Source organism: Nocardiopsis suaedae (assembly GCF_027706745.1).
In the GTDB taxonomy this organism is placed as follows: Bacteria; Actinomycetota; Actinomycetes; order Streptosporangiales; family Streptosporangiaceae; genus Nocardiopsis_A; species Nocardiopsis_A suaedae.
Window position 1 is genome coordinate 24,501 of sequence record NZ_JAQFWP010000034.1, and the last position, 26,914, is coordinate 51,414.

Annotated in this window: 23 protein-coding genes; 13 read left to right on the plus strand and 10 right to left on the minus strand. The window is 74.7% G+C overall.

The window, feature by feature from the left end; genetic code table 11:
• Positions 1-12: 12 nt before the first annotated feature.
• From O4U47_RS17895 to O4U47_RS17915, 5 genes are all read right to left on the minus strand, one after another.
• Complete coding sequence (locus O4U47_RS17895; protein WP_270679031.1) at positions 13-1,509, minus strand: PTS fructose transporter subunit IIC; 1,497 nt, start codon at positions 1,507-1,509, stop codon at positions 13-15.
• Positions 1,506-2,072: a PTS sugar transporter subunit IIA gene (locus tag O4U47_RS17900; protein ID WP_270679032.1), complete on the minus strand. Its 567-nt coding sequence runs from the start codon at positions 2,070-2,072 to the stop codon at positions 1,506-1,508. Before O4U47_RS17900 ends, O4U47_RS17895 begins: the two co-directional genes overlap by 4 nt.
• A gap of 3 nt (positions 2,073-2,075) precedes the next feature.
• The gene (locus tag O4U47_RS17905; RefSeq protein WP_270679033.1) at positions 2,076-3,023 is read right to left on the minus strand and encodes a 1-phosphofructokinase family hexose kinase; all 948 of its coding nucleotides are present in this window, start codon (positions 3,021-3,023) and stop codon (positions 2,076-2,078) included.
• Positions 3,020-3,781 (minus strand): DeoR/GlpR family DNA-binding transcription regulator, encoded by a 762-nt coding sequence (locus tag O4U47_RS17910; RefSeq protein WP_270679034.1) that lies wholly within the window; start codon positions 3,779-3,781, stop codon positions 3,020-3,022. Before O4U47_RS17910 ends, O4U47_RS17905 begins: the two co-directional genes overlap by 4 nt.
• 1,795 nt (positions 3,782-5,576) lie before the next feature.
• Positions 5,577-6,074, minus strand: coding sequence for a GNAT family N-acetyltransferase (locus O4U47_RS17915; protein WP_270679035.1), 498 nt, complete (start codon positions 6,072-6,074; stop codon positions 5,577-5,579).
• Positions 6,075-6,195: 121 nt separating this feature from the next.
• Between O4U47_RS17915 and O4U47_RS17920 the strand changes: the two genes are divergently transcribed.
• The 12 genes from O4U47_RS17920 (at position 6,196) to O4U47_RS17975 (ending at position 18,791) form a co-directional block, all read left to right on the plus strand.
• Positions 6,196-7,242 (plus strand): sensor histidine kinase, encoded by a 1,047-nt coding sequence (locus O4U47_RS17920; RefSeq protein WP_270679036.1) that lies wholly within the window; start codon positions 6,196-6,198, stop codon positions 7,240-7,242.
• Positions 7,239-8,036 carry a LytR/AlgR family response regulator transcription factor gene (locus O4U47_RS17925; RefSeq protein ID WP_270679037.1) on the plus strand — a complete coding sequence of 266 codons (798 nt, stop codon included), beginning with the start codon at positions 7,239-7,241 and terminating at the stop codon, positions 8,034-8,036. The genes O4U47_RS17920 and O4U47_RS17925 overlap by 4 nt, the downstream gene beginning before the upstream one ends.
• The gene (locus O4U47_RS17930) at positions 8,036-8,386 is read left to right on the plus strand and encodes a hypothetical protein (RefSeq protein ID WP_270679038.1); all 351 of its coding nucleotides are present in this window, start codon (positions 8,036-8,038) and stop codon (positions 8,384-8,386) included. Before O4U47_RS17925 ends, O4U47_RS17930 begins: the two co-directional genes overlap by 1 nt.
• Positions 8,386-10,071, plus strand: coding sequence for a sodium/solute symporter (locus O4U47_RS17935; protein WP_270679039.1), 1,686 nt, complete (start codon positions 8,386-8,388; stop codon positions 10,069-10,071). The genes O4U47_RS17930 and O4U47_RS17935 overlap by 1 nt, the downstream gene beginning before the upstream one ends.
• 124 nt (positions 10,072-10,195) lie before the next feature.
• On the plus strand, positions 10,196-10,750 hold the full coding sequence (locus tag O4U47_RS17940; protein ID WP_270679040.1) for a VOC family protein: 555 nt from the start codon (positions 10,196-10,198) through the stop codon (positions 10,748-10,750).
• Positions 10,751-10,965: 215 nt separating this feature from the next.
• Positions 10,966-11,349, plus strand: coding sequence for a DUF485 domain-containing protein (locus O4U47_RS17945; RefSeq protein WP_270679041.1), 384 nt, complete (start codon positions 10,966-10,968; stop codon positions 11,347-11,349).
• Positions 11,346-12,938 carry a solute symporter family protein gene (locus tag O4U47_RS17950; protein WP_270679042.1) on the plus strand — a complete coding sequence of 531 codons (1,593 nt, stop codon included), beginning with the start codon at positions 11,346-11,348 and terminating at the stop codon, positions 12,936-12,938. Before O4U47_RS17945 ends, O4U47_RS17950 begins: the two co-directional genes overlap by 4 nt.
• Positions 12,939-13,170: 232 nt before the next feature.
• Positions 13,171-13,872 carry a hypothetical protein gene (locus O4U47_RS17955; RefSeq protein WP_270679043.1) on the plus strand — a complete coding sequence of 234 codons (702 nt, stop codon included), beginning with the start codon at positions 13,171-13,173 and terminating at the stop codon, positions 13,870-13,872.
• Positions 13,873-14,027: 155 nt separating this feature from the next.
• Positions 14,028-15,080: an ArsR/SmtB family transcription factor gene (locus tag O4U47_RS17960; protein WP_270679044.1), complete on the plus strand. Its 1,053-nt coding sequence runs from the start codon at positions 14,028-14,030 to the stop codon at positions 15,078-15,080.
• A gap of 315 nt (positions 15,081-15,395) precedes the next feature.
• Positions 15,396-15,641, plus strand: a complete 246-nt coding sequence (locus O4U47_RS17965) for a GlsB/YeaQ/YmgE family stress response membrane protein (protein WP_270679075.1) — start codon at positions 15,396-15,398, stop codon at positions 15,639-15,641.
• Between the two features lie 263 nt (positions 15,642-15,904).
• Positions 15,905-17,236 (plus strand): LCP family protein, encoded by a 1,332-nt coding sequence (locus O4U47_RS17970; protein ID WP_270679045.1) that lies wholly within the window; start codon positions 15,905-15,907, stop codon positions 17,234-17,236.
• A gap of 196 nt (positions 17,237-17,432) precedes the next feature.
• Entirely contained in the window at positions 17,433-18,791 is a 1,359-nt protein-coding gene (locus tag O4U47_RS17975) for a L,D-transpeptidase (protein ID WP_270679046.1), read from the plus strand.
• 331 nt (positions 18,792-19,122) lie between these two features.
• Here the strand turns inward: O4U47_RS17975 and O4U47_RS17980 are convergent, their stop codons facing one another.
• Positions 19,123-20,298 (minus strand): hypothetical protein, encoded by a 1,176-nt coding sequence (locus O4U47_RS17980; protein WP_270679047.1) that lies wholly within the window; start codon positions 20,296-20,298, stop codon positions 19,123-19,125.
• 345 nt (positions 20,299-20,643) lie between these two features.
• On the minus strand, positions 20,644-21,849 hold the full coding sequence (locus O4U47_RS17985; RefSeq protein ID WP_270679048.1) for a hypothetical protein: 1,206 nt from the start codon (positions 21,847-21,849) through the stop codon (positions 20,644-20,646).
• A 249-nt stretch (positions 21,850-22,098) separates the two neighbouring features.
• Here O4U47_RS17985 and O4U47_RS17990 point away from each other — a divergent pair, with 249 nt between their 5' ends.
• The gene (locus tag O4U47_RS17990) at positions 22,099-23,868 is read left to right on the plus strand and encodes a sensor histidine kinase (protein ID WP_270679049.1); all 1,770 of its coding nucleotides are present in this window, start codon (positions 22,099-22,101) and stop codon (positions 23,866-23,868) included.
• Here the strand turns inward: O4U47_RS17990 and O4U47_RS17995 are convergent.
• From O4U47_RS17995 to O4U47_RS18005, 3 genes are all read right to left on the minus strand, one after another.
• Entirely contained in the window at positions 23,817-24,167 is a 351-nt protein-coding gene (locus tag O4U47_RS17995; RefSeq protein WP_270679050.1) for a VOC family protein, read from the minus strand. The genes O4U47_RS17990 and O4U47_RS17995 overlap by 52 nt on opposite strands.
• 346 nt (positions 24,168-24,513) lie before the next feature.
• Positions 24,514-25,188: a response regulator gene (locus O4U47_RS18000; protein WP_270679051.1), complete on the minus strand. Its 675-nt coding sequence runs from the start codon at positions 25,186-25,188 to the stop codon at positions 24,514-24,516.
• A 262-nt stretch (positions 25,189-25,450) separates the two neighbouring features.
• Entirely contained in the window at positions 25,451-26,878 is a 1,428-nt protein-coding gene (locus O4U47_RS18005; protein WP_270679052.1) for an amidase, read from the minus strand.
• Between the last annotated feature and the right edge of the window lie 36 nt (positions 26,879-26,914).

Here is a 26,914-nt window from a genome sequence, read left to right on the forward strand (position 1 = left end):
TCGGGGCACGGGTCAGGCCGCGGCGGCCTGGGCGGGTTCGACGGCCGGCGCCTGCTCCCGGCGGCCGACGCTCTTCAGCGCCAGCACCGCGCCTGTGGTCACGACCGTTCCGACGGCCAGCGCGGCCAGAAACAGCAGCGGATGGCCGATCAACGGCGTCACCCAGATGCCGCCGTGCGGCGCCCGCAGGGTGGCGCCGAACCCGGCGGTCAGCGCGCCGGTCACGGCCGACCCGGCCATGATGGCGGGGATGACGCGCAGCGGGTCGGCGGCGGCGAAGGGGATGGCGCCCTCGGTGATGAAGGACGCGCCGAGCACCCAGGCCGCCTTGCCGTTCTCCCGCTCGGCCGTGGTGAACGCCTTCCGGCGCACCACCGTGGCCAGGGCCAGCCCCAGCGGCGGCGTCATCCCGGCGGCCATCACCGCCGCCATGACGGTGAACTCCACGTGCGCACCGGAGGCGCCCGCGCCGACGGCGGTCAGCCCGGCGGTGGCGAAGGTGTAGGCGGTCTTGTTCAGCGGCCCGCCCATGTCGAAGGCCATCATGGCGCCGAGCAGCGCCCCCAGCAGGAGGAGGCTGCCACCGGTCAGCGAGCCGAGCCAGTCGGTCAGCCCGCCCATGAGCGCGGCCAGCGGACGGCCCAGCACGACGAACATCGCCAGCCCGGTGACGAACGACGCCACCAGCGGGGTGACCACGACCGGCATGATGCTGCGGATCGCGGAGGGCACCTTGAGCCGGGTCAGGCCCAGGGCGACGAACCCGGCGAGGAAGCCCGCCACCAGGCCGCCGAGGAACCCGGCGCCCACGGTGACGGCGGCCGCGCCGCCGAGGAAGCCGGGCACCAGGCCGGGCCGGTCGGCGATGGCGAAGGCGATGAACCCGGCCAGGACGGGCACCAGGAACCCGAACACCGCCGAGCCGGTGAGGAAGAGCAGGGCGCCCCACTCGGTCGCGGACAGCGGGTCGAATCCCTCGACGACGTCGGCCGGCTGGGCGTCGGCGATCCCGTAGCCGCCGATCATGAAGGCCAGGGCGAGGAGGATGCCCCCGGCCGCGACGAACGGGATCATGTACGACACGCCGGTCATCAGCCACTGGCGGATGCGGGTGCCCACCCCGGCCCCGGACTCGACCTTGGTGGCCGGTGCGGGAGCGGAGCCGCCCGCCGGACCCGCGTCGGCGGGGGCCGGTGCGGGGGCCTCGCGCGCGGCGGCGGCCGCGCGCTCCAGGACCGCGTCGGCGTCGGCGATCGGCGCCTTCACGCCGACGTCGACGAAGGGCTTGCCCGCGAACCGGTCCTTGTCGCGGACCTCCAGGTCGGCGGCGAAGACCACGGCGTCGGCCGCGGCGACGTCCTCCGCCGACAGCGGCGGGCTCCCCGCCGCGCCCTGGGTCTCCACCTGGATCTCGTGCCCGGCGCGGGCGGCGGCCTGCTCCAGGGCCTCGGCGGCCATGTAGGTGTGGGCGATGCCCGTGGGGCACGACGTGACGGCGACGAATCTCATGGCGCCGACACCTCCCTGTTCACGATCTCGGCCACCGCGGCGGCGTCCGGGGCCTGCAGCAGCGCGTCACGGAACTCCGCGTGCATCAGGCGCCGGGCCAGGGAGGCGAGGATGGTCATGTGGGCCTCGCCGCCGCCCTCCGGGGCGGCGATGAGGAAGACGAGGACGGCGTCCCCGTCGGGCCCGCCCCAGTCGACGCCGCCGGGGACGGTGCCGACGGCCAGGGCGGGGGCGGTGACGTGGGCGGACCGGGCGTGCGGGAGGCCGACACGGCCGGGCATGCCGGTGGGCATCTGGGCCTCGCGCGCGGCGACGTCGGCCAGGAAGCCCTCCAGGTCGGTGACGCGTCCGGCGCCGTGCAGGGCGGCGGCCAGTTCGCGCACCGCCTCGTCGCGGTCGGCGGGGCGCATGCCGGTGCGGACGGTGGCCGCGGTGGCGAGCGGCGGTACGCCCTCGGGCGCGGCGGCCGCCGGTTCGGCGGTCCCGGACCCGGTGGCCCCGGGCGCGGCCGGGTCGGATGCGGCGGCCTCGGATGCAGGGATGCGCCTGCGGAACAGCGCCATGGCTCACAGCTCCTTGATGAGCAGGTCGGGTGCGGGATCGGGGACGACGTGCACCAGCTCCGGGTGCAGGTCGCCGGGTCCGGGGACGGTGCTTCCGGGCAGCGCCGCGGCGGCGCGGCCCCAGGCGACGGCGGCGGCCAGCCGCTCGTGCGGCGGGCCGGAGGAGGACAGGTACCCGGCGAGGGCGCAGTCGCCGGCGCCCACGCTGCTGCGCGGGGCGAGCGCCGGGCCGCCCGCCCAGGCGGCGCCGCCCTGGTCGACCAGCAGGGCGCCGTGCCGTCCCAGGGTGAGCAGCACCGCGCCGTTTCCGGGGGCCAGGGCGCGGCGGGCGGCGGCCACCGCGTCGCCGACGGTGGACAGCTCCGCGCCGACCAGTTCGGCCAGTTCGGCCTCGTTGGGTTTGAGGAGGTCGACGCCGCCGCCCTCGACGGCGGCGCGCAGGGCGGGACCGGAGGTGTCCACCGCGACGGGGACGCCGTACCGGGCGGCGGCGCGGGCCAGCAGGGCGTACAGGTCGTCGGGGGCGCCCGCCGGGAGGCTCCCGGCCGCCACCAGCCAGCGGGGGCCCGCGGCCAGCAGCGCCTCGGCGGCGTCCACGAGGGCGGCGGTCTCGCCGGGGGTGAGCGGCGCCCCGGGCATGTTGACCTTGGTGGTGGTCCCGGCGGCGTCGGTGAGGGTGACGTTGCTGCGGGTGGGGGCGGCCACGTCGACCCGTTCGCAGGGGACGCCGTGCTCGGCCAGGAGCGCGGCGAGCTCGCGGCCGGGGGCGCCGCCGAGCGGGAGCAGCGCGGTGGTGCCGAGGCCGTTGCGGTGCAGGGCGCGGGAGACGTTCACGCCCTTGCCGCCGGGTTCGGTGGCCCACCCGCGGGCGCGCAGCACCTCGCCGGGGACGAGCGCGTCGACCTCCAGCGTCCGGTCGACGCTGGGGTTGGCGGTGACGGTGGTGATCATGCCAGCACCACCCGCGGCCCGGCCGCGCCCAGTTCGTCGGCCAGACGGGGGGCGAGGCCGGTGTCGGTGACCAGGCAGTCGACGTCGGCGAGGTCGGCGAAGCGGGCGAAGCGGTCGTCGCCCACCTTGGTGTGGTCGGCCAGCAGGACCACGCGGCGGGCGGCGCGCACCATCCGGCGCTTGGCCTCGGCCTCGGCGGTGTCGGGGGTGGTCAGGCCGCGCTCGGCGGAGACGCCGTTGGTGGCGATGAAGGCGGCGTCGACGTAGACCTCCTCCAGCACCCGAAGGGCCCACCCGCCCACGGCGGCCTGGGTGCGCGGGCGCACCCGGCCGCCGATGAGCAGGGGGGTGATGCCGGGGCGGCCGGAGACCAGCGCGGCGATGGGCAGCGAGTTGGTGACGACGGTGAGCTCGCGGCCCGGGGGGAGGCGCTCGGCGAGGCGGCGGGTGGTGGACCCGGCGTCGAGGAGGACGGTGCCCTCCTCGGGGAGTTCGGCGAGCGCGGCCTCGGCGATGCGGTCCTTCTCGGCGGCCATCAGGGTGTCGCGCTGGGGAAGGGCGGGCTCGAAGCCCATGCGCTCGATGGGGATGGCGCCGCCGTGCACCCGCCGGACGGCACCGGAGCGTTCCAGGGCGGTCAGGTCGCGCCGCACCGTCTCGTGGGTGACGTCGAACTCCTCGGCGAGCGCGGCGACCTCCACCCGCCCGTCCTCCCGGGCCCGCTCCAGGATCGCCCGGCGCCGCTCTTCCCCGTACATGTGGTTTCTCCTGTGTTTCTATGTGGTTATCTGTGAGTTTAAGCATGACTCCCACATGAACACAAGAGCGACTTCACTGCGCGCCGAACGATCACCGCAGGTGAGGACCACCGACGCCGAGCGAGCGGAGCGAGGCGCGAGCGAACGGGGCCGGACACCGGACACATGCGCGGTCCCGTGTTCGACAGCGACGGCAGAGCAGGTGCCCCGCTTACGGGAGTCGGCCGAGTCGTGGGCCGCCAGGGCGTGGGCGGAGGGCGGCGACGGGGACAGCGGGGCGGTCCCCCGGCGCTGTCCGCCAGGCGGCGGGTCGCTCGCGGTCCGGGTGGGCGGCTCGACTGGTGCCCCGCTTGCGGGCCTCGGCCGTCCGGCGGGCCCGGGGGGCGTGTTCCGGGTATTTCGGGCTCGGGTGGGGTGGTTCGGGGACCGAGTGCGGTGAAAGGGCCATTTCGGAGGCGGTTGGGTGGTGGAACCGCCACCCCTGCTGCCCCGGACCGCAGGAGCGGCGGGTCAGATGGCGCACAACCGAACACTTCGGGCGTGAAGTGAGGGCTCCGGCGATCCCGCGTCGTGAAATCGACGCTTCGGGGCTGAACGGGCGTCGGTTCCGCCACCCAGGATGGCCCCGGGCCGCCTGTGGCGCCCGGATCGGGGGTTCCGGTCGAGCCGCCACCGGCCCGGTGTCCGGTTCGCCCGGTTCCCGGGGCGCCGGAGTGCCTCCCGGGCCCTGTTCGACGGCCGGACCGGCCGTGCGGGCGATGCGGGTGCGCGGCCATCGCAACACCAGAACGGGATTCGGTGTCAGTGAGGGACAAAACGGCATGCCAGGGCCGTTTGCCAGGCTCGGCGTCACTGCGTGTAGCCGATATCGGACCAGAGCGAGCCCCGGGTGTGCGGCCGAGGCGTCCGGGCGGCCACGCGGCCGTGCCGAGCGGCGATCCGGGCCACGCAAACGTGGATGAACCAGGCATCCTGTTCCCGAATCCCGTTCTGGTATCGCCGTGTTCGTCGCCCAGGGGCCTTCGCGGGCGTCGCGGAGCGCGCTTCCCGCCCCCTCCCGTATGTAACGCGAAGTGTTCGCCCAGGTCACGGCCCTGTTGGGGGTCATCGCGCAGGCCCGGCGGCCGTCCCGGGCGACGGAGAGCGCGACCCCCGGCCCCCGCCCGGCAGGCGGGGGCGGGGAAGCGCCTGGCTCCCTCCGCCGCCGCCCATCACAGCGACCACCCGCACGCCCGGCGCCCGATAACGCTGCAGGTAGGGCCGCCGGCCTTCGTCGCCGCCGCCTCCCACCCCGCACTCCGGTGGGCCGCCGCCCGGCCGGGGACCGAGAGCGGGGGACCTGCTCAGCCGCCCCGCTCACCCGGACCGCGAGGGGCGTGGCGGACGGCAGGCAAGATCAGGGAACCGCCTAGCTCACTCCGTCGCTGCCGATCTCGGCGACCACGCACACGCGCCGCGCCCGACGACGCTGCGGCGAGGGCCGCCGGCCTTCGCCGCCGCCTTGCGCTTGACCCGCCCGGCCGGGGTCCGTGAGCGGGGGCCTGCTGCTCCGCTCCGCCTTCGCCGACCGCGAGGGGGGCACCGATCTGAACCACCGCACGCCCTGGGGCGGGGTGGGCCCGCCAAGCGAGAATGGCCACGCGCCCACGGACGGTGGGGATAGAACCTGAACCCCCGTCGCATCGGGCGGCGCGGCAGGTGGTGGGGATGCCCCCATGCCCCACGAAACGAGCAGGGCCGCTGGATCGGGCATCCGCATCCGTGCAGGTTCCGGCTCCGCTCGAGTGGTCCAGGGCTAGAGCTGCTTGGCGAACCAGTGCTCGGCGTAAGCCCCCTCGTTGAACGGGGCCACCTCCTGGTAGCCGTTCGCCTCGTACAGCCTCCTCGCCTCTACGAGGTCGCTTCGCGTGTCCAGCCGCGCGAGGGTGGCGCCGCCTTCCTTGGCCGCCTTCTCGATCGCCTCCAGCAGCCGCACCCCGCCTCCGAGTCCGCGTACCGCCGGGGCCACGAACAGGCGCTTGATCTCCGCGATCCTGCCGCCGTCGAACCAGTGCAGGCCCACGCATCCCATCGGACCCGCCGAAGTCCGGTCCGGAGCGCGGGCCACCAGGAACAGTCCCTCCGGCGGGGCCAGGGCTCCGCTCGGCTCCTCCGCCATCGCCGCGTCGATCTCCGCCTCCGTCGCCGTGCGGCCGTAGTAGCGGCCGACGATGTCCCTGTAGTACTCCCGAAGTACCTCCGCCGCCTCCGGCCCATGCACACCTGTGGGGGCAATGTCCCAGTTCGTCGGCATCCCGCTCTCCCTTCGCCGAGTGTCGCCACCTAGAATCCATAGACATTGGTGTCCTACATCACCCCGCCCTTGTCACCGCACCCTGTGGCACCTCCGACACCCAAGACGCTGGAAGAAAGTCATGCCTCCGCTCCTCGCCCGGACCGACCACACCCAGTCGACCGCAACCCTGGTCGCGGCGCGGAGCGTGTCCGAGCGGCTCAAACACGGGCTCAACGGCCCCGGGAGCCGTGGCGCCGCCCGTCACCTGCGGCACCTGCTGGGCGCGCGCGGACTGGCACTCGCCGACCTGTCCGGGCAGCCGATCTGGTCCGGCCGTCCCGCCGAACACGCCGACACCGCGCCGCTGCTGGAGGCCGTGCTGCGCGGGGAGGCCTCCCGCGGCACCCCTCCCCTGCAGGCCGCCCCCCTGCACGCCGGTGACGACCTCGCCGGCGTCCTGCTGGTCCACGGCGACGTCAGCGCTCGGGCGGTCCGGGAGGCGGCGCTGCTCGTCGCCCGCGCGCTGGAGAGCGGGCGCCTGGAGGCCTCCGCTGAGCGCGCCGCCCAGGCCGAGTTCCGCGCGCTGCGCGCCGAGATCTCCCCGCACTTCGTCTACAACGCCCTCACCGTGATCGCCTCACTCGTGCGTTCCGACCCCGACCGCGCCCAGGAGCTCATGCTCGACTTCGCCGACTACACCCGCTACAGCCTGGCCCGGCACGGCGACTACACCACCGTGTCGGAGGAGTTCCACGCCATCGAGACCTACCTGGCGCTCCAGCGCGCGCTCCTGGGCGACCGGTTGCGCGTGCAGGTCCGGGTCGCCCCCGAGGTCCTCGGCGTCGCCGTGCCCTACCTGGTGCTCCAGCCGCTGGTGGAGAACGCCGTGCGGCACGGCGTCGAGCCCGGCGGCGGCCCCGGCCTCGTGCAGGTGTCCGGGGAGGCCGAGGGCAACGACTGCGTGATCGGCGTGGAGGACGACGGCCCCGGCATGCCCCCCGAGCTCGCCCGGGAGGTGCTGTCCGGGGGGCGCGAGGACTCCGACGCCGTGGGCCTGGCCAACGTCGACCGGCGCCTGCGCCACGTCTACGGCCCCTGGTACGGCCTCGTCGTGGAGACCGAGGAGGGCGCCGGGACCCGGGTCGTGGTGCGCGTCCCCCGCTTCCAGCCGGGGGTGCTGCCGTGACGCCGGCACACCACCCCACCGCGCGGCTGCGCGTCCTCGCCGTCGACGACGTGCGGCCCGCCCTTGAGGAGTTCGCCCGCCTGCTGGACGCCTCCCCCGACGTCGCCGAGACCGCCACCGCCGACGACCCCATCGGCGCGCTGAAGCAGATCCAGGCCGGGCGTTTCGACGCCGTCTTCCTGGACATCTCCATGCCCGGCCTGGACGGCCTGGAGTTGGGTTCACTGCTGTCCCGGCTCAGCGAGCCGCCCGCGATCGTGTTCGTCACCGCCCACGAGCGGCACGCTGTCACCGCTTACGGCATCGGCGCCGTCGACTACCTCCTCAAGCCCGTGCGCGCCGAACGGCTCGCCGCCGCCCTGGACAAGGTGTCCCGCGCCGTGCGGAGCGCCCCCGAGGCGGCCCCGCCGGGCCGGGCCCCCCGCCCCGACCCCGACCCGCTGCCGGTGCTGCCGGTGGAGACCGCCGGGCGCACCCGGTACGTGCGCCGCACCGAGGTGTTCTACGCCGAGGCCAACGGCGACTACGTGCGGCTGCACACCCGCGGCGGCGCCCACCTGGTGCGGATGCCGCTGTCCCGGCTGGAGGAGTACTGGGCGCCGTGCGGGTTCAGCCGGGTGCACCGCGGCTTCCTGGTGGCCCTGGACGCGGTGCGCGAGCTGCACAGCGACACCGCCGGCCAGCTCCTGGCCCGCACCGAGGTGGGCGACGTGCCGGTCAGCCGCCGCCACGCCCGCGAGCTGCGCGAGCGGCTGCTGCAGGCGGCCCGCGGCGGACCGGTCGGATCCGCCTGATGGACCGGCCCCGCCGGGTGGCGGTCACCAGCCCGCAGACCCGCCTCGCGCACGCCCGCGGCCGGGCCCGCGGCCGCTGGCGGGTGGCCCGCCTGGACCCGGCCGACGCCGAGCGCGCCGAACACCTGCTGCGCCGCCAGCGCCGCCAGGCGGCGGCCGCGCTGCTGCTGACCGGGCTGATCCTGGTCGGGCTGCCGGTGCTGCTGTGGGCCCGCCCCGACCTGGACGCGGCGCGCCTGCTGGGCGTCCCCGCCTCCTGGCTCGTCATCGGCGCCGTGCCGTACCCGGCGATGGCGGCGGTGGGCCTGTGGCAGCTGCTGCGCGCCGAGCGGATCGAGCGCGGACGCTGATGGTCGCCTTCGCCGCGCTGGTCCCGCTGCTGCTCGCCACCCTGGCCATCGGGCTGCGCGGGGTGGCCGCCATGCGCACCACCTCCGACTTCCTGGTCGCCTCCCGCCGGGTGTCGCCGCTGCTCAACTCGGCGGCGGTGTCGGGGGAGTACCTGTCGGCCGCCTCCTTCCTCGGGGTGGCCGGGCTGATGCTCAAGGACGGCGCCGGGGCCCTGTGGTACCCGGTCGGGTTCGCCGCCGGGTACCTGGCGATGCTGGTGCTGGTGGCCGCCCCGATGCGCCGGTCGGGGGCGCTGACCGTGCCCGACTTCGCCGAGGCGCGGCTGGGCTCGCCCTGGCTGCGGCGGCTGGGCGCGGTGGTGGTGCTGGTGGTGGCCGGGCTGTACCTGGTGCCGCAGCTGCGCACCGCCGGGCTGGTGCTCAGCGCGGTCAGCCCCACCCCCTACTGGGTGGGGGTGGTGATCGCCGGGGCGGTGGTGGCCACCGCGCTGGCGCTGGGCGGCATGCGCGCCGCCACCTACGTGCAGGCCTTCCAGTTCTGCCTGAAGCTGGTGCTGTTCATCGTCCCGGCGCTGTGGCTGCTGGCGCTGGCCGGGCCGGACGTGCGCGCCCAGGCGGTGGAGCCGGGCGAGTACACCCGGTTCGAGCGCGACACGTCGGTCTCCTTCCGGACCGGGGCGGTGCTGCGGGTGGAGGAGCCGGTGGTGATCACCGAGCGGGACGGCACCCGGTGGAAGGCGGCCGTCGGCGAGCACCGGGTGGGCGCGGGGCGCACGCTGGTGTTCGAGGAGGGCGGCCGGGTGCCGTCGGTGCTGGGCAGCGCCCCGCCGGGTGGGCCCGACTGGCACCGGCCGCTGCTGGCGACCGTCGGGGACGGGTACCCGCTGCTGTCCACGCTGTCGGTGCTGACCGCCACGGTGCTGGGCACGATGGGGCTGCCGCACGTCATCATGCGCTTCCACACCAGCCCGGACGGGCGCTCGGCGCGCCGCACCGCCGCCATCACGGTGGCGCTGCTGGGGGTGTTCTACCTGTTCCCGGGGGTGTACGGCGCGCTGGCCCGGGTGCTGGTGCCGCACCTGTACCTGTCCGGGGCCACCGACACGGCGGTGGTGGCGCTGCCCGCCCAGGTGGACCAGGGGTGGCAGGGGACGGTGCTGACGGCGCTGCTGACCGCGGGGGCGTTCGCCGCGTTCCTGGCCACCTCGATGGGGCTGCTGCTGGTGGTGGCCGGGGCGGTCGCGCACGACCTTCTGCCCGGCGGGCTGCGGCGGCTGCGCGCGGCGGTGCTGGGGGCGGCGGCGGTGGCGGTGCCGCCGGCCCTGTTCGCCGCCGGGATCGACGCGGGCATCCTGGTCACCTGGGGCTTCACGGTGGCGGCCTCGACGTTCTGCCCGCTGCTGGTGCTGGGCATCGGGTGGCGGCGGCTGACCCCGGCGGGGGCCCTGGCCGGGGTCGCGGCCGGGCTGGCGGCCTCGTCCGGGGCGATCGCGGTGGCGCTGTTCGGCCCGGACGTCCCGGGGTGGGCGGGGGTGCTGGTGGCCCAGCCCGCGCCGTGGACGGTCCCGCTGGCGTTCGCGGTGATGGTGGCGGTGTCGCTGGCCGGGCGCCCCCCGGCATGGGCGCGCACGGCGGTGCTCCGGCTGCACCTGGACGACGACCACCGCGGGCCGTCCCTGCGCTGAGGACGGCACCGCTCCAGAGGCCCCGAATCATCGCGGACATACTTCGTCCTCGATCGTCTCTACCGTCGTCCCCGGACCTCCCCGGTGGAGGACGGACCGACGGCCGGAGGCGAAGAGGAGAACGATGGACGAGCAGAGGACCGGTGCGGCACCCGCGGGGTACACCTCCGTCGCCCCCTGGGTGGTCACCGGCGACACGGGGGCCTTCCTCGACTTCGTCGCCGAGGCGTTCGGCGGCGAGGAGATCGGACGGGTGCCGACCGAGGACGGCCGGATCGGCCACGGGGAGATCCGTGTCGGGGATACCGTGGTCCTGGCCTTCGACCGGAACGAGGACTGGCCGCCCCTGCCCGGCCTGCTGCGCGTGTTCGTCCCGGACGCCGACGAGGCGTGCGCGCGGGCGCTCGCCGCAGGCGGCGTGCTGGTCACCCCCATGGACGACAACGCGTTCGGGCAGCGCGGCTGCCGGGTCAAGGACCCCTTCGGCAACATCTGGTGGGTGACCGCCCACATGGAGGACGTCTCCGAGGCCGAGGTGTGGCGGCGCCTCGGGGAGCCGTCCTACGCCGCGGGCATGCGCGTGGCGCAGGAGACGCTTGACGCCGAGCTCAGCGGCCGGTCGGCCGGGAGGAGCAGCGCCCCGGTGCGGAGCGACGCCCCGGCGCGGACCGCGGAGTGACCGCCGGGTGACCGCGGGACCGGACCCGGCGAGGTCGGGGACCGTACCGGTAGGGCCGAACGGCTCCAGGGGCCCACCGTTCGTCGCGCCGCGCCGACCGCTCATCGACCGCTCGGCGCACGCGGGAGCGCTTCCGCCCCCGACAGGTTACGCGGCCGACCACCCCCTCCCTACTGTGGCGTGGAGCACATTCACCCATCCCCTGGAGGTGCAGCGTGACCGGAACCGGCTATGAGCGCGACGTCGGAGGGGGACCCGGCGACCAGTGGCGCGAGGTCCAGGCGGGGCCGGAGTTCACCGAGCTCCGGCGGCGCCTCCGGGTCTTCGTGTTCCCCCTCACCGCGTTCTTCCTCGCCTGGTACCTGCTGTACGTACTGCTGGCGGTGTACGCCCCCGGCTTCATGGCCGCCCCCGTGGCCGGGAACGTCAACGTCGGCATCGTCTTCGGCCTGCTGCAGTTCGTGACGACCTTCGTGATCACCGGCCTGTACGCGAGCTACGCCAACCGGCGGCTGGACCCCATCGCCGACCGCCTGCGCGGGCGGATCGAGGGCACGTCCGCCGCGGAGCCCACCGACGGCGAGGGGGAGGACCGATGAGCGAGATCAACCCGGTGCTCAACATGAGCATCTTCGGCGCGTTCGTGGCGGTGACCCTCTTCATCGTCTTCCGCGCCAGCCGCAACACCAACACCGCCGCCGACTACTACGCCGCCGGGCGCTCCTTCACCGGCTCGCAGAACGGCTTCGCGATCGCCGGGGACTACCTGTCGGCCGCCTCGTTCCTGGGCATCTGCGGCGCCATCGCGATCAACGGCTACGACGGCTTCCTGTACTCCATCGGCTTCCTCGTCGCCTGGCTGGTGGCGCTGCTGCTGGTGGCCGAGCTGCTGCGCAACACCGGCAAGTTCACCATGGGCGACGTGCTGGCCTTCCGGATGCGCCAGCGCCCGGTCCGCGCCGCCGCCGCGCTGGCCACCCTCGCGGTCTCCTTCTTCTACCTGCTGGCCCAGATGGCCGGCGGGGGCAGCCTGGTCAACCTGCTGATGGGCATCGAGGGCGAGGTCGGCCAGGCCATCGTGATCGCCGTGGTCGGCGTGGTGATGATCCTCTACGTCCTCATCGGCGGCATGAAGGGCACCACCTGGGTGCAGATCATCAAGGCGGGCCTGCTCATCGCCGGCGCGCTGGTGATGACGGTGTGGGTGCTCGGGCTGTACGGCTTCAACCTGTCCGAGGTGCTCGGCCAGGCGGCGGCGCAGCCCGACGGCAAGGGCCAGGACCTGCTGGCCCCCGGCGCCAAGTACGGCGAGAACACGCTGACCCAGCTGGACTTCATCTCCCTGGCGCTGGCCCTGGTGCTGGGCACCGCGGGCCTGCCGCACGTGCTGATGCGGTTCTACACCGTGCCCACCGCCAAGGAGGCCCGGCGCTCGGTCGTCTGGGCGATCTCCCTGATCGGCCTGTTCTACCTGTTCACCCTGGTGCTCGGATACGGCGCGGGCGCGCTGGTGGGGCCCGAGGAGATCTCCTCGGCGCCGGGCGGGGCGAACGCGGCGGCACCGCTGCTGGCGCTGGCGCTGGGCGGCCCGCTGCTGCTCGGGTTCATCGCCGCGGTGGCGTTCGCGACGATCCTGGCGGTCGTCGCCGGTCTGACCATCACCGCCTCGGCCTCCTTCGCGCACGACGTCTACGTCAACGTGATCCGCCGGGGCAAGGACTCCTCGGCGATCAACGAGGTGAAGGTGGCCCGGATCACCGCGCTGGTGATCGGCGCCTGCGCGATCGCCGGGGGCATCCTGGCCAAGAACCAGAACGTCGCCTTCCTGGTGGCGCTGGCGTTCGCGGTGGCGGCCTCGGCCAACCTGCCGACGATCCTGTACACGCTGTTCTGGAAGCGGTTCAACACCACCGGCGCGCTGTGGAGCATGTACGGCGGCCTGTCCGCCGCGATCGTGCTGATCATCTTCTCCCCGGCGGTGTCGGGCAGCGAGACGGCGATGGTCCCCGGCGCGGACTTCGCCCTGTTCCCGCTCAGCAACCCGGGCCTGGTGTCCATCCCGCTGTCGTTCCTGCTGGGCTGGCTGGGCACCATGCTGTCCAAGGACAAGGCCGACCCGGAGAAGCAGGCGGAGATGGAGGTCCGCTCGCTCACCGGCGCCGGGGCCGAGAAGGCCGTGGCGCACTGACCTGAGGACCAGCCACACCGAGGGGGAGGGCCGTCCGGCCCTCCCCCTCACCTTTTCGCACGCGGCGCGGAAGAGGACATCCGGCACGGGGGGCTCCCCGTGGAGCGGGGATGGTGGACGAGGGCGGCTCTCCACGTGTTCTGGGCCCGAAGAAGGCCCAAGAAACTTGACAATTCGCCCCCGACTCGCGAATGCTGCCGCACCACCCGCTCCCCCTTCTTTGGAGAACGCCATGGACGAATTCCTCCTCGTGCTGACCGGCGGCGCCGTGAGCCTCGCCAGCAGCGCGACCGTCACCTGGCTGCAGACCCGCCACGCCAACCGCGGCGAGGCCAGGACGGCCGCCCGCGAGTCCACCCGCCGCCTGACCGGACTGTTCATCGCCGAACGCGACGCCGCGCTGATGGGCGAGGGCCCCTCGGAGGGGCTGGCCGAGGCCGAGACGCTGGCGGTGGCCCTGGCCGACCGCCGGACCCGCGAGCGCATCCGCGACGCGGTGCGGCTGCTGCGCGAGCTCCACCTGACCGAGCTGCAGGAGCTGAGCGGCCAGCGCGCCGCGCCGGGGCGACGGATGCTCTGCGACCACGCCCTGGAGGTGCTGGGGGCCCACTTCCGCGGTGAGAAGGTCCCCGCCGCCCCGCAGGCCATGCAGAAGATGCTGGAGGTGGAGGACGAGGCGCTGAGCATCCGCTCGGGGTCGCTTCCGGGGCGCGTCCCCGCGGCCTCCGCGGCCCCCGCCGAGCCCGCGAAGGCCCCGGCCGGGTCCGCCGGCGCCGGGGAGGAACCGGCCACCGGCTCCGCGGCGTCCACCTCCTCGGGCTCCTCAGGCTCCTCCGGGTCCGCGGAGTCCTCGTCCACCCGCAAGCCGGGCCGCCGCCCGCGGGCCAAGGCCCGCACCAAGGACCCCGAGGACAGCGACTTCTGGAACGAGTGATCCGTTCATCCCAGGACGAACGGCCGTTCGTTCGGGGACGATGACGGGAACGCCGAAACCACCGGCCGCGTCTGACCGCATAAGGAACACAGAGGCGCCCCTTGACCCGCCACGACCCTGCTCCGACTGGTGGCGAGGGGCTCTGACCTGTCACGATGGGCGCATCCCGCCCGGCCATCGCGGAGACTCAGACACCGATGCTGCGCATCCACTTCACCGACGCAGACCTCGCCCGCACCAGTGTCGCGGCCGGCGCCGACCCCATGTGGGAACTCGTCCTCAGCCTGCACCGGCTGCAGAACCGCCGGGGCCGCACCCTCGTCGACCGCTGGTACTCCTCCGCCCGGGAACGCCTCGCCTCCTCGGGCCTGACCCCCGACGTGAAGAACCGGCTCATCCCCATCGCCCCGCAGTCGATGTACTTCCCCGACTTCCTCACCCCCGAAGAGGGACAGGACGGCTTCGAGGCCGCGGTGGAGGCGATCGAGGGGCTGCCCCGCGAAGAGCTCGACGCCCAGCTCGGCATCGTGGCCACCATGGGCGACGGCCTGGGCGCGTGGGCGCGCTCGCTGGCCGACGGCGACCGGCGGGCCCGCAAAGAGCTCGCCGAGAGCCTCCGCGCCTACCGGAACGTCGCGCTGGAACCGTTCTGGAACGACCTGCACGCCGACGTCGACGCCGACCGGGTGCGCCGGTCCCGGGACGTGCTCAACGGCGGCGTGCACGGCCTGCTGCACGGCTTCGAGCCGCTCATGCGCTGGGAGCAGCCGGTGCTCAGCGTCGTCTACCCCGGCGACCACGACATCGACCTGTACCTGCGCGGGCGCGGACTGCGGCTGATCCCGTCCTACTTCTGCTGGAAGTACCCGGTGGCGCTGGCCGACCCGGAGCTGCCGCCGGTGCTCGTCTACCCGATGCACAACGGCGTGTACCGCACCCGCAAGGAGAACCTGCTGACCTCGGGCGAGGAGCGGGTGCTGGGCAACCTGCTCGGCGCCACCCGGGCGGCGGCGCTGACGGCGGTCGCCGACGGGGTGACCACCAACGAGCTGGCGGCGCGGCTGCACATCTCGCCGGCGGCGGCCAGCCACCACACCCGCGTGCTGCGCGAGGCGGGGCTGATCGTCAGCACCCGCGACCGCAACCACGTCCTGCACACCCTGACCACGGCCGGCGCCGAGCTGCTCGGCGCCGGACGGCGTCCGTGAGGTCCGGCGGATGTTCCGGCCGGGGGCACCCCCATCCCTGCCCCCGGCCGGGTCCGGCGAACACGCACGCCGTCCCGTGTGCCCGTCCTGCACGCGGTGCGGCGAGTCGGGTTCGGCGCGGTCACGCCCTCCCCATGGTGCCGACCGCCCTCACCCCACCGCCACATCCTTCGACCAGACTCTAAAAGCCCAGGTCACAGCGTTTTCAACAGCGACAAAAGCGGCCTTGGGGACACATTCCCCGGGGCCATCGCGGAAAGGAACACCCTGAGCCGGCCCATCCGGTGCGATGAAGGGGGGAACGCCGTGGAGTGGCTGTGGATCACCATTCAGACCATCGTCGTTGGACTGATCATCGGGGCGTTGGGCCGCATGGTCGTGCCCGGGAAGCAGCACTTGTCCTTGTGGATCACGCTGCTGTTGGGCATCATCGCCGCGTTCGTGGGCGGCTGGCTCGCCTCACTGCTCTCGACGTTCTGGATCTTCGTCCTGGTCGCGCAGATCGTCGTGGCGGCCGCCCTGGTGTACCTGGCGGACGGGCTGTACGCGCGCAAGGGCTGACCGCGGCCCGGAGCCCGCGCGGGGCGCGCCCGGACAGGGCGCGCCCCGCGGATTTTCCCCCGGGATTCCGCGCAACGATTCCGAATACGGGCATCCCCCACGCGCATTTTCGACCGTCCATCTCATAGGATCGGCTCACCCGCGGAGGACGTTCCCCACCGCCGCGCCATGGTCCGCCCGTGTCCTGTCGGCCCTCCCCCGCACTCGGCGGCGCGACCCGCACGGACCCCCGTCCAACGCTCACGTCGAGAAGATCCCCACCGATGCCCGATGACGCCACCCGCCCCGATGGGGGCGAGCCGTCCCCGCAGGCCCCGGAGCAGGCCCCGGACCCGGGGCGCCGCCGCAGGCGGCTCGCCCGCGTACTCGGCTGGACCGCCGCCGCCCTCGCCCTCGTGCTCGCCGCCGGGGCCGCCAGTGCCTACGGCTACTACCGCTCGCTCCGCTCCGACATGGTCCAGCACGACCTGGACGCCGCCCTGGACGGCGAAGAGCGCCCCGAGAAGATCGGGGACGACGTCAACATCCTGTTCATCGGCTCCGACGACCGCGAGGGCGGCAACGCCGCCTACGGCGGCAAGGACTTCGTCGGCGAGCGCTCCGACGCGCTGATGCTCGCGCACATCTCCCCGGACAGCCGGGTGACCGTGGTGAACGTCCCGCGCGACTCGCTGGTGCGGCTGCCCGAGTGCGACGCCTACGGCGAGGCCGAGGGCACGCCCGGCTACTACGGGATGATCAACGCGGCGCTGTTCCACGGCGGCCCGCCGTGCGCGGTGAAGACCGTCGAGTCCCTGACCGACGTGCGCATCGACCACTTCGTCCACCTGAGCTTCGTGGGGTTCCGGGACATGGTCGACGCCGTCGGCGGGGTCCGGATGTGCATCCCCGAGCCGATGCACGACGAGCGCGCCCAGCTCGACCTGGAGGCCGGGGAGCAGACGCTGGACGGAGAGCAGTCGCTGGCGTTCGTGCGGGCCCGCTACGAGATCGGCAACGGCGGCGACATCGGCCGCATCGACCGCCAGCAGATGTTCCTGGGGGCGCTGGCCTCCGAGGTCACCGAGGGCGGTGTGCTGACCGACCCCGCGCGGCTGGACGGCCTGCTGCGCTCGATCTCCGAGCACACCGCGACCGACAGCGCCCTGTCCCTGGACAAGCTCGTCTCGCTGGCCTCCACCCTGGCCGAGGCGGACATGGGCGAGATCGGCTTCTACACCGTGCCGTGGGCGCAGGCGCCCAGCGACCCGAACCGGGTCGTCTGGCGCGAGCAGGAGGCGGCCGACCTCTTCGCCGCCATCAAGGAGGACCGCGACCCCGAGGCGCTCGGGAGCCCATCGCCCGAGGAGGGCGGCGAGGACGGCGGGGAGCCCGGCGGCGGCCCGTCGGACCCGCCCGAGGCCGAGCCGTCCCCCGCCCCGGGCGCCGAGCCCTCGTCCTCGGAGGCCCAGGACGGCCCCGGCGTGGTGCCGATGTCCGCCCTGGCCGACGACGGCTCGGACGCCGCTCCGCAGGACGGCCTCCAGGGCCGGGACGCCACCGCCGACCCGTGCAGCGACGGCCTCGGCCAGGGGACCGGCGACGACGCACCGTGACCGCCGGGCGGCCGGAACCGGCCGCCCGCCACCCCCCGCACCGCGGGAGGCGCCCGGTTTTGGTGGAATGGAACCGGGAAACTTCCGCGCCTTTCGAACCGAATCCCCCGAAGCGGGATCAGAACGGGCACGGAGTGCCGTCCGCCCCTCAGGACGCACCCGCCCCGCCCCGCACCGACGACATGGAGGACCCCCAGTGACTCCCCGCCCCGTCCTGTTGTCCCCCCGCCGCCTGTCGGCGCTGGGCGCCGCGGCGGTCGTCCTCGCCGCGACCGCCTGCACCTCCGGCGGCGACGAGGGCGACCTGACCGGCGCCGCCGAGCCGGCCGAGGTGGCCATCGGCCCCGAGGACGGGGCCGAGACGGTCGCCCCGGACGCCCCCATCACCGTGAGCGCCGAGAACGGCGCGATCACCGACGTGGTGGTGGAGCAGGCCGACCCCGGGGGCGAAGGCGAGGCCGACACCTCGATGACCGGGTCGCTGAACGAGAAGAAGAGCGAGTGGAACAGCGATTGGACGCTGAGGCCCGGCTCGGACGTGACGGTGACGGCGGTGGCCGAGAACGCCGACGGGGAGGAGACCGAGGCGGTCAGCCGCTTCACGGTGGAGCCCGCGGTCGAGGGGCAGCGCCTGGAGGTCAAGACCGACACCCGTGCGCGGCGGCTGCTCGACGGGCAGACGGTCGGCGTGGGCATGCCCGTCGTCATCGACTTCGACATGCCGGTGGAGAACAAGGACCGGGTCGAGGCCGCCATGGACGTCGTCTCGGAGAAGCCGACCGAGGGCGCGTGGAACTGGTTCGGCGACAAGCGCGCGGTGTTCCGCCCCAAGGAGTACTGGGAGCCGCACCAGAAGGTCACCGTCGACCTGAACCTGGCGGGGGTGCAGTCCTCCGAGGGGGTCTACGGGGTGGAGAACAGCTCCATCGAGTTCGAGGTGGGCCGCGAGCAGCTCGTCGAGATCGACAACGACGAGCACCACATGACCGTGGAGCGCGACGGCGAGAAGCTCAAGGAGTTCCCGGTCAGCCTGGGCCAGAACACCCAGCACACCTACATCACCCGCAGCGGCGTGCACCTGGTGATGGAGAAGCACACGAACTACCGGATGAGCAACGACACGCTCGGCGTCTCCCCTGACGACCCGAACTACTACGAGGAGGTCGTGGACTACGCGGTCCGCATCTCCGACTCGGGCGAGTTCCTGCACAGCGCCCCGTGGAACGGGATGCTGGGCGAGGCCAACACCAGCCACGGCTGCGTGAACATGGCGGTGTCGGACTCCAAGTGGATCTACGACGAGTCCCTTCCCGGCGACCCGATCGACATCGTCGACAGCGGGCGCGAGATGGAGGTCGACAACGGCTGGGGCTTCTGGGTCCGCGAGTGGGACGCCTGGCTGGAGGAGAGCGCCACGGGCGAGCCGACCGACACCGGCTCCTCCGGCACCCCCGGCTCCCCGCACGGTGAGCCGCACAAGGGCGGCGGCGAGGACGACGGGGACGGCGGCTCCGGCGAGGCGTCCGGGCAGGGCTCCGAAGAGGGCGGGGCCTGACGCGATCTGAAAGGGGGACCGACCGGTTCGCACCGGTCGGTCCCCCTTTTTTTGCCGCCGGAACAGGGGCCGGTTTCGGTCAGGGAGCCCTGGCGGAAAGCGAGGCAACGAGCGACCGAAACCCCGGAAAAGAATGCCGCCCGCGGTCCCAGCGGACACCGCGGGCGGCAGTAGGGGCCCTGAGCGGGCGACCTGGTCTCCGGCAACTCCGTCCGGAGGGTCCCCACAACCCGACCGGACGCCCCGCTCGCCGGAGCCGGTCGCGCACCGCCCAGGGCCGTCGTGCATCCCGCGGTGGACGGAGACACGCGGGACGCACGGCCTCGGGGAACTAGCCCAGGGGCGCCTCCTGGACCCCACCGGGAGCGGGCAGTTCAGGGCCGACCGAGAGGCCCTCGGCCACGTCGGTGTTCAAGGTGTCGCCGGGCAGCGCGTCCGTGGGGAGCGCGTCCGTGGGCAGGCCGCCCTCGGTCACGGCGTCCGTCGGCAGGCTCTCGGCCGAGAGGGAGCGGGGGGCGGGCAGCTCGTCGGTCGACGCCGTGTCGGACACGCCGCCGACGGTGTCGGCGACGCCGCCCCGGTCGACGGTGACCGGGGGCTCCTCGGCCATGGCGGTCAGCTCCTCGGAGGTGTTCGGCAGGACGGTGCCGACCGCACCCCCCGCCCGGTCGGCGACGCCGCCCACCAGGTCGCCGGAGGCGCCCTGCTCGGCCGAGGTCAGCGTGCGCGGGTCGTCCTGCTCGGCCACCACGACCATGTCGGAGACGGTGTCCGCCACCCCGCGCACGGCGGGCCCGGCGCCGGGGGCGGGGTTGCCCTTGGGGGTGCTGTTGACCGTGCCGTGGACCAGGCCGTTCAGGCTCTTCGCCGGGTGGCCCGCGGCGGGGTTCCCGGCCAGCGGCGCGCTCTGGTGCGCGCGCAGCGGCTTGAGCTGCTTCTTGCCGGTGTTCAGCACGCGGTTGGTCGTGCTGTGCGCCTTCCCGTTCAGCCCCGGGACCGGGTTCCCGGCCAGCGGCGCGGACTGGTGGGCCCGGAGCGGCTTCAGCGCCCCGTTCCCGTTCAGCACGCGGTTCACGGTGCTGTGGACGGTCCCGTTCAGCCCTGCGGCCGGGTTCCCCGCCAGGGGGCCGCCGACCGGCGCGCTCTGGCGCTGCGCGGCCGCCGGCTTCTGCCCCGTGGCCTGGTCGACGGCGCCGTCCAGGGCGGTCATGCCCTTGCCCACCGCGCCGCCCGCGCCGGAGGCGTCGGACCCGGCGAGGATCAGGTTGCGGGTGTCGGGCGCGGGGGCGGTGCGCGCCATCTCGGGCACCTCGCCCGCGGCCAGCGGGGCGGTGACCGGCGCCAGCGCCGCAGAGGCCATCAGCGGCGCGGCGTCGGTGAGCGGGGTGAGCGCCTGCGGGGCGGCCACGGGGGCGGCCGACGCGGCACCCGCGCCGAGGGCGGCGAAGCCGGCGGCGCCCGCCGCCACCAGAACGGCCTTCGCCGACTTCCGAGCGAACTCGAACATGGGAGATCCTTCCCGGATCGTGTGGTCTGTCGCTGTACGTGGGGATCGCCGCCGTGCGCCCGGCCTCCGGCGCTGCGCGGCCACTCGGTGGGTGGGGTGCGGGCTCCCCGGCCGTGGGCTCCCGCGCCTGGTGGGCGGGGATCCTGCGGGTCGGGGCCGTCCGGCGGGTCTGGCGGACCGCCGGCCGGCGTGAACCCTCCCGGCGGGAGGTGCTCACGTCGGCCCCCAGGGCGCTGGGGCACTGGGACGTCAGGCGGTGCGGTACCAGGCGGATGCCGGGACGCCGCGTCCAGATCGGCCCGTGCTCTCACGGCACGGGGGGACGCGGCCCGTCAGGCGGAGGTGCTAGTCCGGGGAGACGCCCGGCTCGTCGGCGGGGTCCTGGGGCACGGCTGCGGCGGGGGCGCCGGGGGTGCCGGTCAGGCCGGCCGAGGGGCGCGGCGCGACGGCCGCGGGGAGGAAGCCCGCGACGGCGGGCGGGGCGCCGGCGGACGCCGAGGCACCGACGGCGAAGGGCGAGGGCTGGTGGGCGGCGGGAGCGCCGCGGTCGGCCCCGGAGGAGTCGGCGGGGGCGTCGGCCTCCGCGGGGACGGTCTTCCCGACCGGTGCGGGGGCGGGAGAGCCGAGTTCGTGGTGGCAGTCGCCGGAGGCGTGGACGTACGCCTCCTCGGCGGCGTCCCGGTCGGACGCGTCGGGGCGCCCGCGGTCGTCGCCGCCGTCGGCGCGCTCGTCCCGGTCCCCGCCGGGGCGGGCGTCCGCGGCGTCGACGGCGTCACGGGCCAGCCCAAGGGCCTTGCGCGGCACGTCGGCGGCGCCGAGGGCACCGGCACCACCGTGGCCGAGCCCGTTCAGGAGCCGCCCGGGGGCGTTCCCGCCGGGGGCGGCCTTTCCGGTGTGGGCGGCCTTGTTCGGCTTACCGGCCTTCGGATTCTCGGGGCCCAGCCCGGCCATGCCGCCGACCGCCGAGACGGCCGCGTCCGCGGTTCCGGTGACCGGCCCACGCGGCTTGTGGCCCTGGGACCCCTTGCCGCCCTTCTCGGGCTTGCCACCATTCTCGGGCTTGCCCGCGCCTTCGGACCCGCCGGAGTTCCCGGAGGGGCCTACGGCCTGTTCCGGAGCGCCCTGGGCGGCGTCGCCCTGCGGCGCCGGAGCCGAATGCGCGCTCTTCGGCGCGGGCGCCGGGGCGGCGGGCGCCCCCTGCCCGGAAGAACCGGAGCCAGAGGAAGCGGAGCCGGACGAGGAAGAAGGGGCGGGAGCAGACTGCTGCACCCGGTCGGCGGCGCCGTTGGCCTCCGAACCGTTCCCGCCGTTGCCCGCCTGACCGCCTCCACCGGGGACGGCGGGGGCCGACGCGTGGGCGCCGCCCGCACCGCCGGCCTTCGGGCCGCCCGCGCCGGGGCCGTCGTCGGCCGAGGCCGCCGCGGTCCCCGCCAGCCAGGCGGCCGCCACGAACCCGGCGACGCACAGGGTCCTCCGCGCGGTCCCCGCGGTTCCGGCGCGCACGGCGGCCAGCGCGCGCATCGCGCGTCCCGGCCTTTCCGTGCATCGCATCGCGGGTCCTCGATTCAGCGGAGGGGGAATACGGTCGGAGGGTGCCGGACTGCGGAGCGGCCCGGATTCTGAACGCGACCGTAGCATGAACCCCTATACGGACAACCCTGATCACTGATTTTTTCCGTCACGGTCGGCACCGGAACGGATCGGCGACACCACCCGTGGGGACGCTCCGTCACGAATGCCGGTAATTTTCACGGTGGGAAGCGAGTCGCAACGCAAGCGTGACGGTCGGAGGTAGGACCCGTGCCCGAACTCCCCGAAGCCACCCCGCGCCCGCGGACCAGCCTCGACGAGCTGCTGGCCGAGCTCAACGCCCGGCTGCAGACGGAGCTGAGCAGCCGGGACCGTGTGCACTCGCTGCTGGAGGCCGTGCTGTCCATCGGCCGCGAGCTCGACCTGGGCACGGTGCTGCGGCGGCTCACCCAGGCCGCCGCCGACCTGGTGGACGCCCGCTACGCCGGGCTCGGCGTCATCGGGGAGGACGGCCGGTTCAGCGAGTTCATCCCGGTGGGCCTGACCGAGGAGCAGGCGGCCCGGGTGAACCGGTTCCCGCACGGGGAGGGCCTGCTCGCGGTGCCCACCCGGGAGCGCCGCGCGCTCCGCCTGAGCGACCTGTCCCGCCACCCCGGCCGGCACGGGTTCCCCGACGGGCACCCGCCGATGCGGTCCTTCCTGGGCGTGCCGATCCAGGTGCGCGACGAGGTCTTCGGCAACCTCTACCTGACCGAGAAGCGCGGCGGCGGCCAGTTCGACGAGGACGACGAGGCCGTGGTGACGGCGCTGGCCACCGCCGCGGGCGTGGCGATCGAGAACGCGCGGCTGTACGAGGAGACCCGGCGGCGCGAGCGGTGGCTGTCGGCCTCCACCGACATCACCACCCGGCTGCTGTCCGGGGACGACCCGCACGACGTGCTGGGGCTGCTGGCCCGCAACGCCCGCGAGATGGCCGGGGCCGACATCGCCGTGGTGCTGCTGCCCGAGCCGCGCGGGCGCGAGCTGGTCGCCCGGATCGCCGACGGGCCGGTGGCGGGGCAGATCCTGGGCACCCCGCTGGCGGTGTCGCAGACCGCGTGCGGCGCGGTGTACCGGCACGGCGAGGCGGTCACCATCCCGGACCTCCAGCACGCCGACTGCCCCATGCTCACCCACCGCGGGTTCGGGCCGGGGCTGCTGGTGCCGCTGGGCACCCCGGACCGCACGCGCGGGGTGCTGCTGCTCGCCAAGAAGGGGGTGAGCTCGCCGTTCGGGGCCACCACCCGGCACATGATCGACGCGTTCGCGGGGCAGGCGGCGGTCGCCCTGGAGCTGGCCGAGGCCCGCCGGGACGCCGAGCGGCTGGTGGTGCTGGAGGACCGCGACCGCATCGCCAAGGACCTGCACGACGTGGTCATCCAGCGGATGTTCGCCTCGGCGATGACGCTGATGAGCACGCTGCGGCTGGTGGACGCGCCGCAGGCGCGGGACAGGATCCAGCACACCATCGACGACCTCGACGAGACGATACGGGAGATCCGCTCCACGGTGTTCGCGCTGCAGACCCCGCCGACGCGCAGCGACTCCTCGTTGCGCGGGCGGATCCTGGACGCCGCCGAGGGGGCGGCCCGGTCACTGGGCTGCCAGCCGGGGGTGCGGCTGGAGGGGCCGATCGACGCGTCGGTGCCCGAGCAGGTCGCCGACCAGCTGCTGGCGGTCCTGGGCGAGGCGCTGTCCAATGTGGCCCGGCACGCGCACGCCACCGAGGTCCACGTGTCGGTGGACGTGGACACGCGCGTCACCCTGCACGTGAGCGACAACGGCAAGGGCATCGAGCCGTGCGGGCGGCGCAGCGGCCTGCGCAACCTGGAGGAGCGCGCCCGGGGCCTGGGCGGCACGTTCAGCGCGGAGCCCAGCCTGACCGGGGGCACCCTGCTGCGGTGGAGCGTCCCCCTTCCGGACCGGCCGGGCGAGGACGTGCCCGCGGCTCAGCCGGACGTCAGGCAGAACACGTTGCCCTCGGGGTCGAGCATCCGCTGAAAGGAGCCCTGCTCGTCGGTGACGACGGGGCCCTCCACGGTGGCGCCCCGGTCCTGGGCCCCGCGCGCGGCGTCCGCGATGTCGTCGACCCGCACGTCCAGGTGGAACCGGAACCGGCCGGGGGCGGGCTCGGGGTCGGGCTGGAACGAGATCCGCGGGCGCCCGGGAGCGGAGGGCAGGTAGGACCACCCGTCCCCCCGGTCGACGGGGTCGACCCCGAGGACCCCGCCCCAGAACCGGGCGAGCTCGACGGGGGCGGCGGCATTGACGACGATCTGGTCGAAGGCGGCGGTCGACATGCCGAGAAGGCTACCGGGCGGGCGCGGAAGCCCCGGTGCGCGGCCGGGCCGAGCGGGTGGCCGTTCTGGTTTTCGTCGAGTTACGTCTGGTGGTCGGAATTCGGGATCGAATTCCGACCACCGGACGTAGTTCGACGATCGGACCCATGGCGATACGCGCAAGGGTCCGTGAGCGGGGCACCGGCCGAGCCGCCCGCCCCCTGGACCGCCGGGAACCCGCCGCCCGGCGGGCAGGCCGGGGAACCGCCCCGCTCGCTCCGTCGCCGCCCTCAGCGGTGACCGCCCACTCACCCCGCGCCCGACGGCGCTACCGCCATGGCCGCCGCTCCCGCCGCGAGGTGGGCCCCTACTCGAAGTGGGAGCGCCCCCGGGTCCGGAGTTCGGCGACCAGGACGGCCGCCTGGGTGCGGCGCTTGAGGTCGAGCTTGGACAGCAGGCTCGACACGTAGTTCTTCACGGTCTTCTCCGCCAGGTACAGCCGCTCGCCGATCTGGCGGTTCGTCAGGCCCTCGCCGATCAGGTCGAGGATCTGGCGCTCCTGGGGGCTCAGCTCCGACAGCGGGTCGGGGCGCGGCGGGTTGCTGCGCAGGCGCTCCATCACCCGGCCCGTGCTCCCCGGGTCCAGCAGCGATCCGCCCGCCGCCACCGTGCGCACCGCCCCCACGAGGTCGGCGCCGTGGATCTGCTTGAGCACGTACCCGGCGGCGCCCGCCATCACCGCCTCGAACAGGGCCTCGTCATCGGCGAAGGAGGTCAGCATCAGGCACGCGATCTCGGGGCGGTCCGACCGGATCTCCCGGCAGACGCTCACCCCCGACCCGCCGGGCAGGCGCACGTCCAGCACGGCCACGTCCGGGGAGGCCGCGGGGATGCGCGCGAGCGCCTGCTCGGCGGTCCCGGCCTCGCCGACCACCTTCATGTCCTCCTCGCCGTCCAGGAGCGCCGCCACGCCCCTGCGGACCACCTCGTGGTCGTCGACCAGGAACACCTTGATCGGCTTGGTCGCGGCTACCGGCGCCATGGGCTCCCCTCCCCGGAGCGCCCGGACCGTGCCGGGCGCGCGTCGCTGCGGATTCGACGGGATCGACGGTATTACCCCCTTCGACCCGCGCGTCCGCCGAAGGCCATCAATGGGCACGGCCCAAGGTCCCGAATCCCGCGTCCACCGCGGATCAGGGCAGGCCGGGCAGCCCGGACAGGGGGCGGAGCGGACGGGGCCGGATCAGGCCGGAGCGGCCGTCCCGCGGGGACCGCGTTCCCCGCGGGACGGAGCGCCGCGCCGCTCAGCCCACCAGCGACGGCCAGGGGCTCGCCTCCTCGTAGGCCCGGGACGCGGCGAGCACCCGCCCGTCGGCGTGCCGGGCCCCCACGATCTGCAGGCCCACCGGGAGCCCTCCGTCGGTCAGCCCGCACGGGACGCTCGCCGCGGGCTGGGAGGTCATGTTGAACGGGGAGCTGAACCCGGCCCAGGACGTCCAGCGCGGGTCGGCGGAGCCCGGGGGCACCTCCCGGCCCGCCTCGAACGCGGGGATCGGCATGGCGGGGCTCAGCAGCAGGTCATAGCGCTCGTGGAAGAGCCCCATGGCCTCCCCCATGGACATCCGCACGGCGGTGGCGCGGAGGTAGTCCACGGCGCTGTACCGGTGCCCCTCCTCGACGATCTCCAGCAGGCCCGGGTCGACGCGCCCCAGGTCCTCCTCCGCGACGCCCTCCATGGCCTTGGCCGCGCCGCTGTACCAGAGCACGTGGAACTCCTCACGGCAGTCGGGAACCGGCGGGTCCTCCAGCTCCACGTGCGCGCCGAGCCCTTCGAACACCCCGGCCGCCCGCTCGCACAGCCGGGCCACCTCCGGGTCCACGTCGATGCCCCACAGCGCCGGGCTGTAGGCCACGCGCAGCCCTCGCACGTCCGCCGCGGCCACCGCCACGGCGAACGACTCGGCCGGGGGCGGCATGGCGCCCCAGTCGCGGGCGTCCGGGCGGCTCATCACGTCCATCATCAGCGCCGCGTCGGTGACGGTCCGGGTGATGGGCCCCGTGTGCGCGAGGCTGCCGAAGGCGCTGGCCGGGTAGTGCGGCACCCGCCCCCACGTCGGCTTGAGCGCGTAGACCCCGGTGAAGGAGGCCGGGATGCGCACCGACCCGCCGCCGTCGGTACCGGTGGCCATCGGCCCCATCCCGGAGGCGACCGCGGCCGCCGCCCCGCCGCTCGACCCGCCGGGGGTGCACGACAGGTCCCACGGGTTGCGGGTGATGCCGGTGACCGGGGAGTCGGTGACGCCCTTCCAGGCGATCTCGGGGGTGGTGGTCTTGCCGGTGAACACCGCCCCGGCCTCGCGCAGCCGGGCCACCACGGGGGACTCGTCGTCGAAGGGGGCGTGCGCCCCCGCCACGTGCGATCCGCGCCGGGTGGGGTGCCCGCGCATCAGGTGCACGTCCTTGACCGCGACCGGCACCCCGTCGAGCGGCCCGGCCGGGGCCCCGCGCGCCCACCGCTCCGCCGACGCGCGCGCCTGCTCGCGCGCCTCGTCGGTGAAGACCGCGCAGAAGGCGTTGAGCGCGGCGTCCTCGCGCTCGATCCGCGCCAGGACCGATTCCAGCGCCTCCACCGGTGTGGGGCCGCCGCGGGCGTACCCCTCCAGCAGGTCGGCCGCCGTCAGGTCGGCCGGCGCGTCCCGGTCCACCGCCTCCCCCTCTTGCCTGGTCGTCATCTGTGACCCCTCCGGTCTCCAGCCCGTCCGTCTCCG

What these genes read in the sequence shown, in the direction of transcription:
- O4U47_RS17910 (WP_270679034.1), bottom strand. Translation starts at nt 3,781, where the DNA reads ATGTACGGGGAAGAGCGGCGCCGGGCGATCCTGGAGCGGGCCCGGGAG.
- O4U47_RS17960 (WP_270679044.1), top strand. Translation starts at nt 14,028, where the DNA reads ATGGGCGCATCCCGCCCGGCCATCGCGGAGACTCAGACACCGATGCTG.
- O4U47_RS17930 (WP_270679038.1), top strand. Translation starts at nt 8,036, where the DNA reads ATGGACCGGCCCCGCCGGGTGGCGGTCACCAGCCCGCAGACCCGCCTC.
- O4U47_RS17970 (WP_270679045.1), top strand. Translation starts at nt 15,905, where the DNA reads ATGCCCGATGACGCCACCCGCCCCGATGGGGGCGAGCCGTCCCCGCAG.
- O4U47_RS17935 (WP_270679039.1), top strand. Translation starts at nt 8,386, where the DNA reads ATGGTCGCCTTCGCCGCGCTGGTCCCGCTGCTGCTCGCCACCCTGGCC.
- O4U47_RS17950 (WP_270679042.1), top strand. Translation starts at nt 11,346, where the DNA reads ATGAGCGAGATCAACCCGGTGCTCAACATGAGCATCTTCGGCGCGTTC.
- O4U47_RS17915 (WP_270679035.1), bottom strand. Translation starts at nt 6,074, where the DNA reads ATGCCGACGAACTGGGACATTGCCCCCACAGGTGTGCATGGGCCGGAG.
- O4U47_RS17980 (WP_270679047.1), bottom strand. Translation starts at nt 20,298, where the DNA reads ATGTTCGAGTTCGCTCGGAAGTCGGCGAAGGCCGTTCTGGTGGCGGCG.
- O4U47_RS17940 (WP_270679040.1), top strand. Translation starts at nt 10,196, where the DNA reads ATGGACGAGCAGAGGACCGGTGCGGCACCCGCGGGGTACACCTCCGTC.
- O4U47_RS18005 (WP_270679052.1), bottom strand. Translation starts at nt 26,878, where the DNA reads ATGACGACCAGGCAAGAGGGGGAGGCGGTGGACCGGGACGCGCCGGCC.
- O4U47_RS17995 (WP_270679050.1), bottom strand. Translation starts at nt 24,167, where the DNA reads ATGTCGACCGCCGCCTTCGACCAGATCGTCGTCAATGCCGCCGCCCCC.
- O4U47_RS17920 (WP_270679036.1), top strand. Translation starts at nt 6,196, where the DNA reads ATGCCTCCGCTCCTCGCCCGGACCGACCACACCCAGTCGACCGCAACC.
- O4U47_RS17955 (WP_270679043.1), top strand. Translation starts at nt 13,171, where the DNA reads ATGGACGAATTCCTCCTCGTGCTGACCGGCGGCGCCGTGAGCCTCGCC.
- O4U47_RS17895 (WP_270679031.1), bottom strand. Translation starts at nt 1,509, where the DNA reads ATGAGATTCGTCGCCGTCACGTCGTGCCCCACGGGCATCGCCCACACC.
- O4U47_RS17900 (WP_270679032.1), bottom strand. Translation starts at nt 2,072, where the DNA reads ATGGCGCTGTTCCGCAGGCGCATCCCTGCATCCGAGGCCGCCGCATCC.
- O4U47_RS18000 (WP_270679051.1), bottom strand. Translation starts at nt 25,188, where the DNA reads ATGGCGCCGGTAGCCGCGACCAAGCCGATCAAGGTGTTCCTGGTCGAC.
- O4U47_RS17985 (WP_270679048.1), bottom strand. Translation starts at nt 21,849, where the DNA reads ATGCGATGCACGGAAAGGCCGGGACGCGCGATGCGCGCGCTGGCCGCC.
- O4U47_RS17905 (WP_270679033.1), bottom strand. Translation starts at nt 3,023, where the DNA reads ATGATCACCACCGTCACCGCCAACCCCAGCGTCGACCGGACGCTGGAG.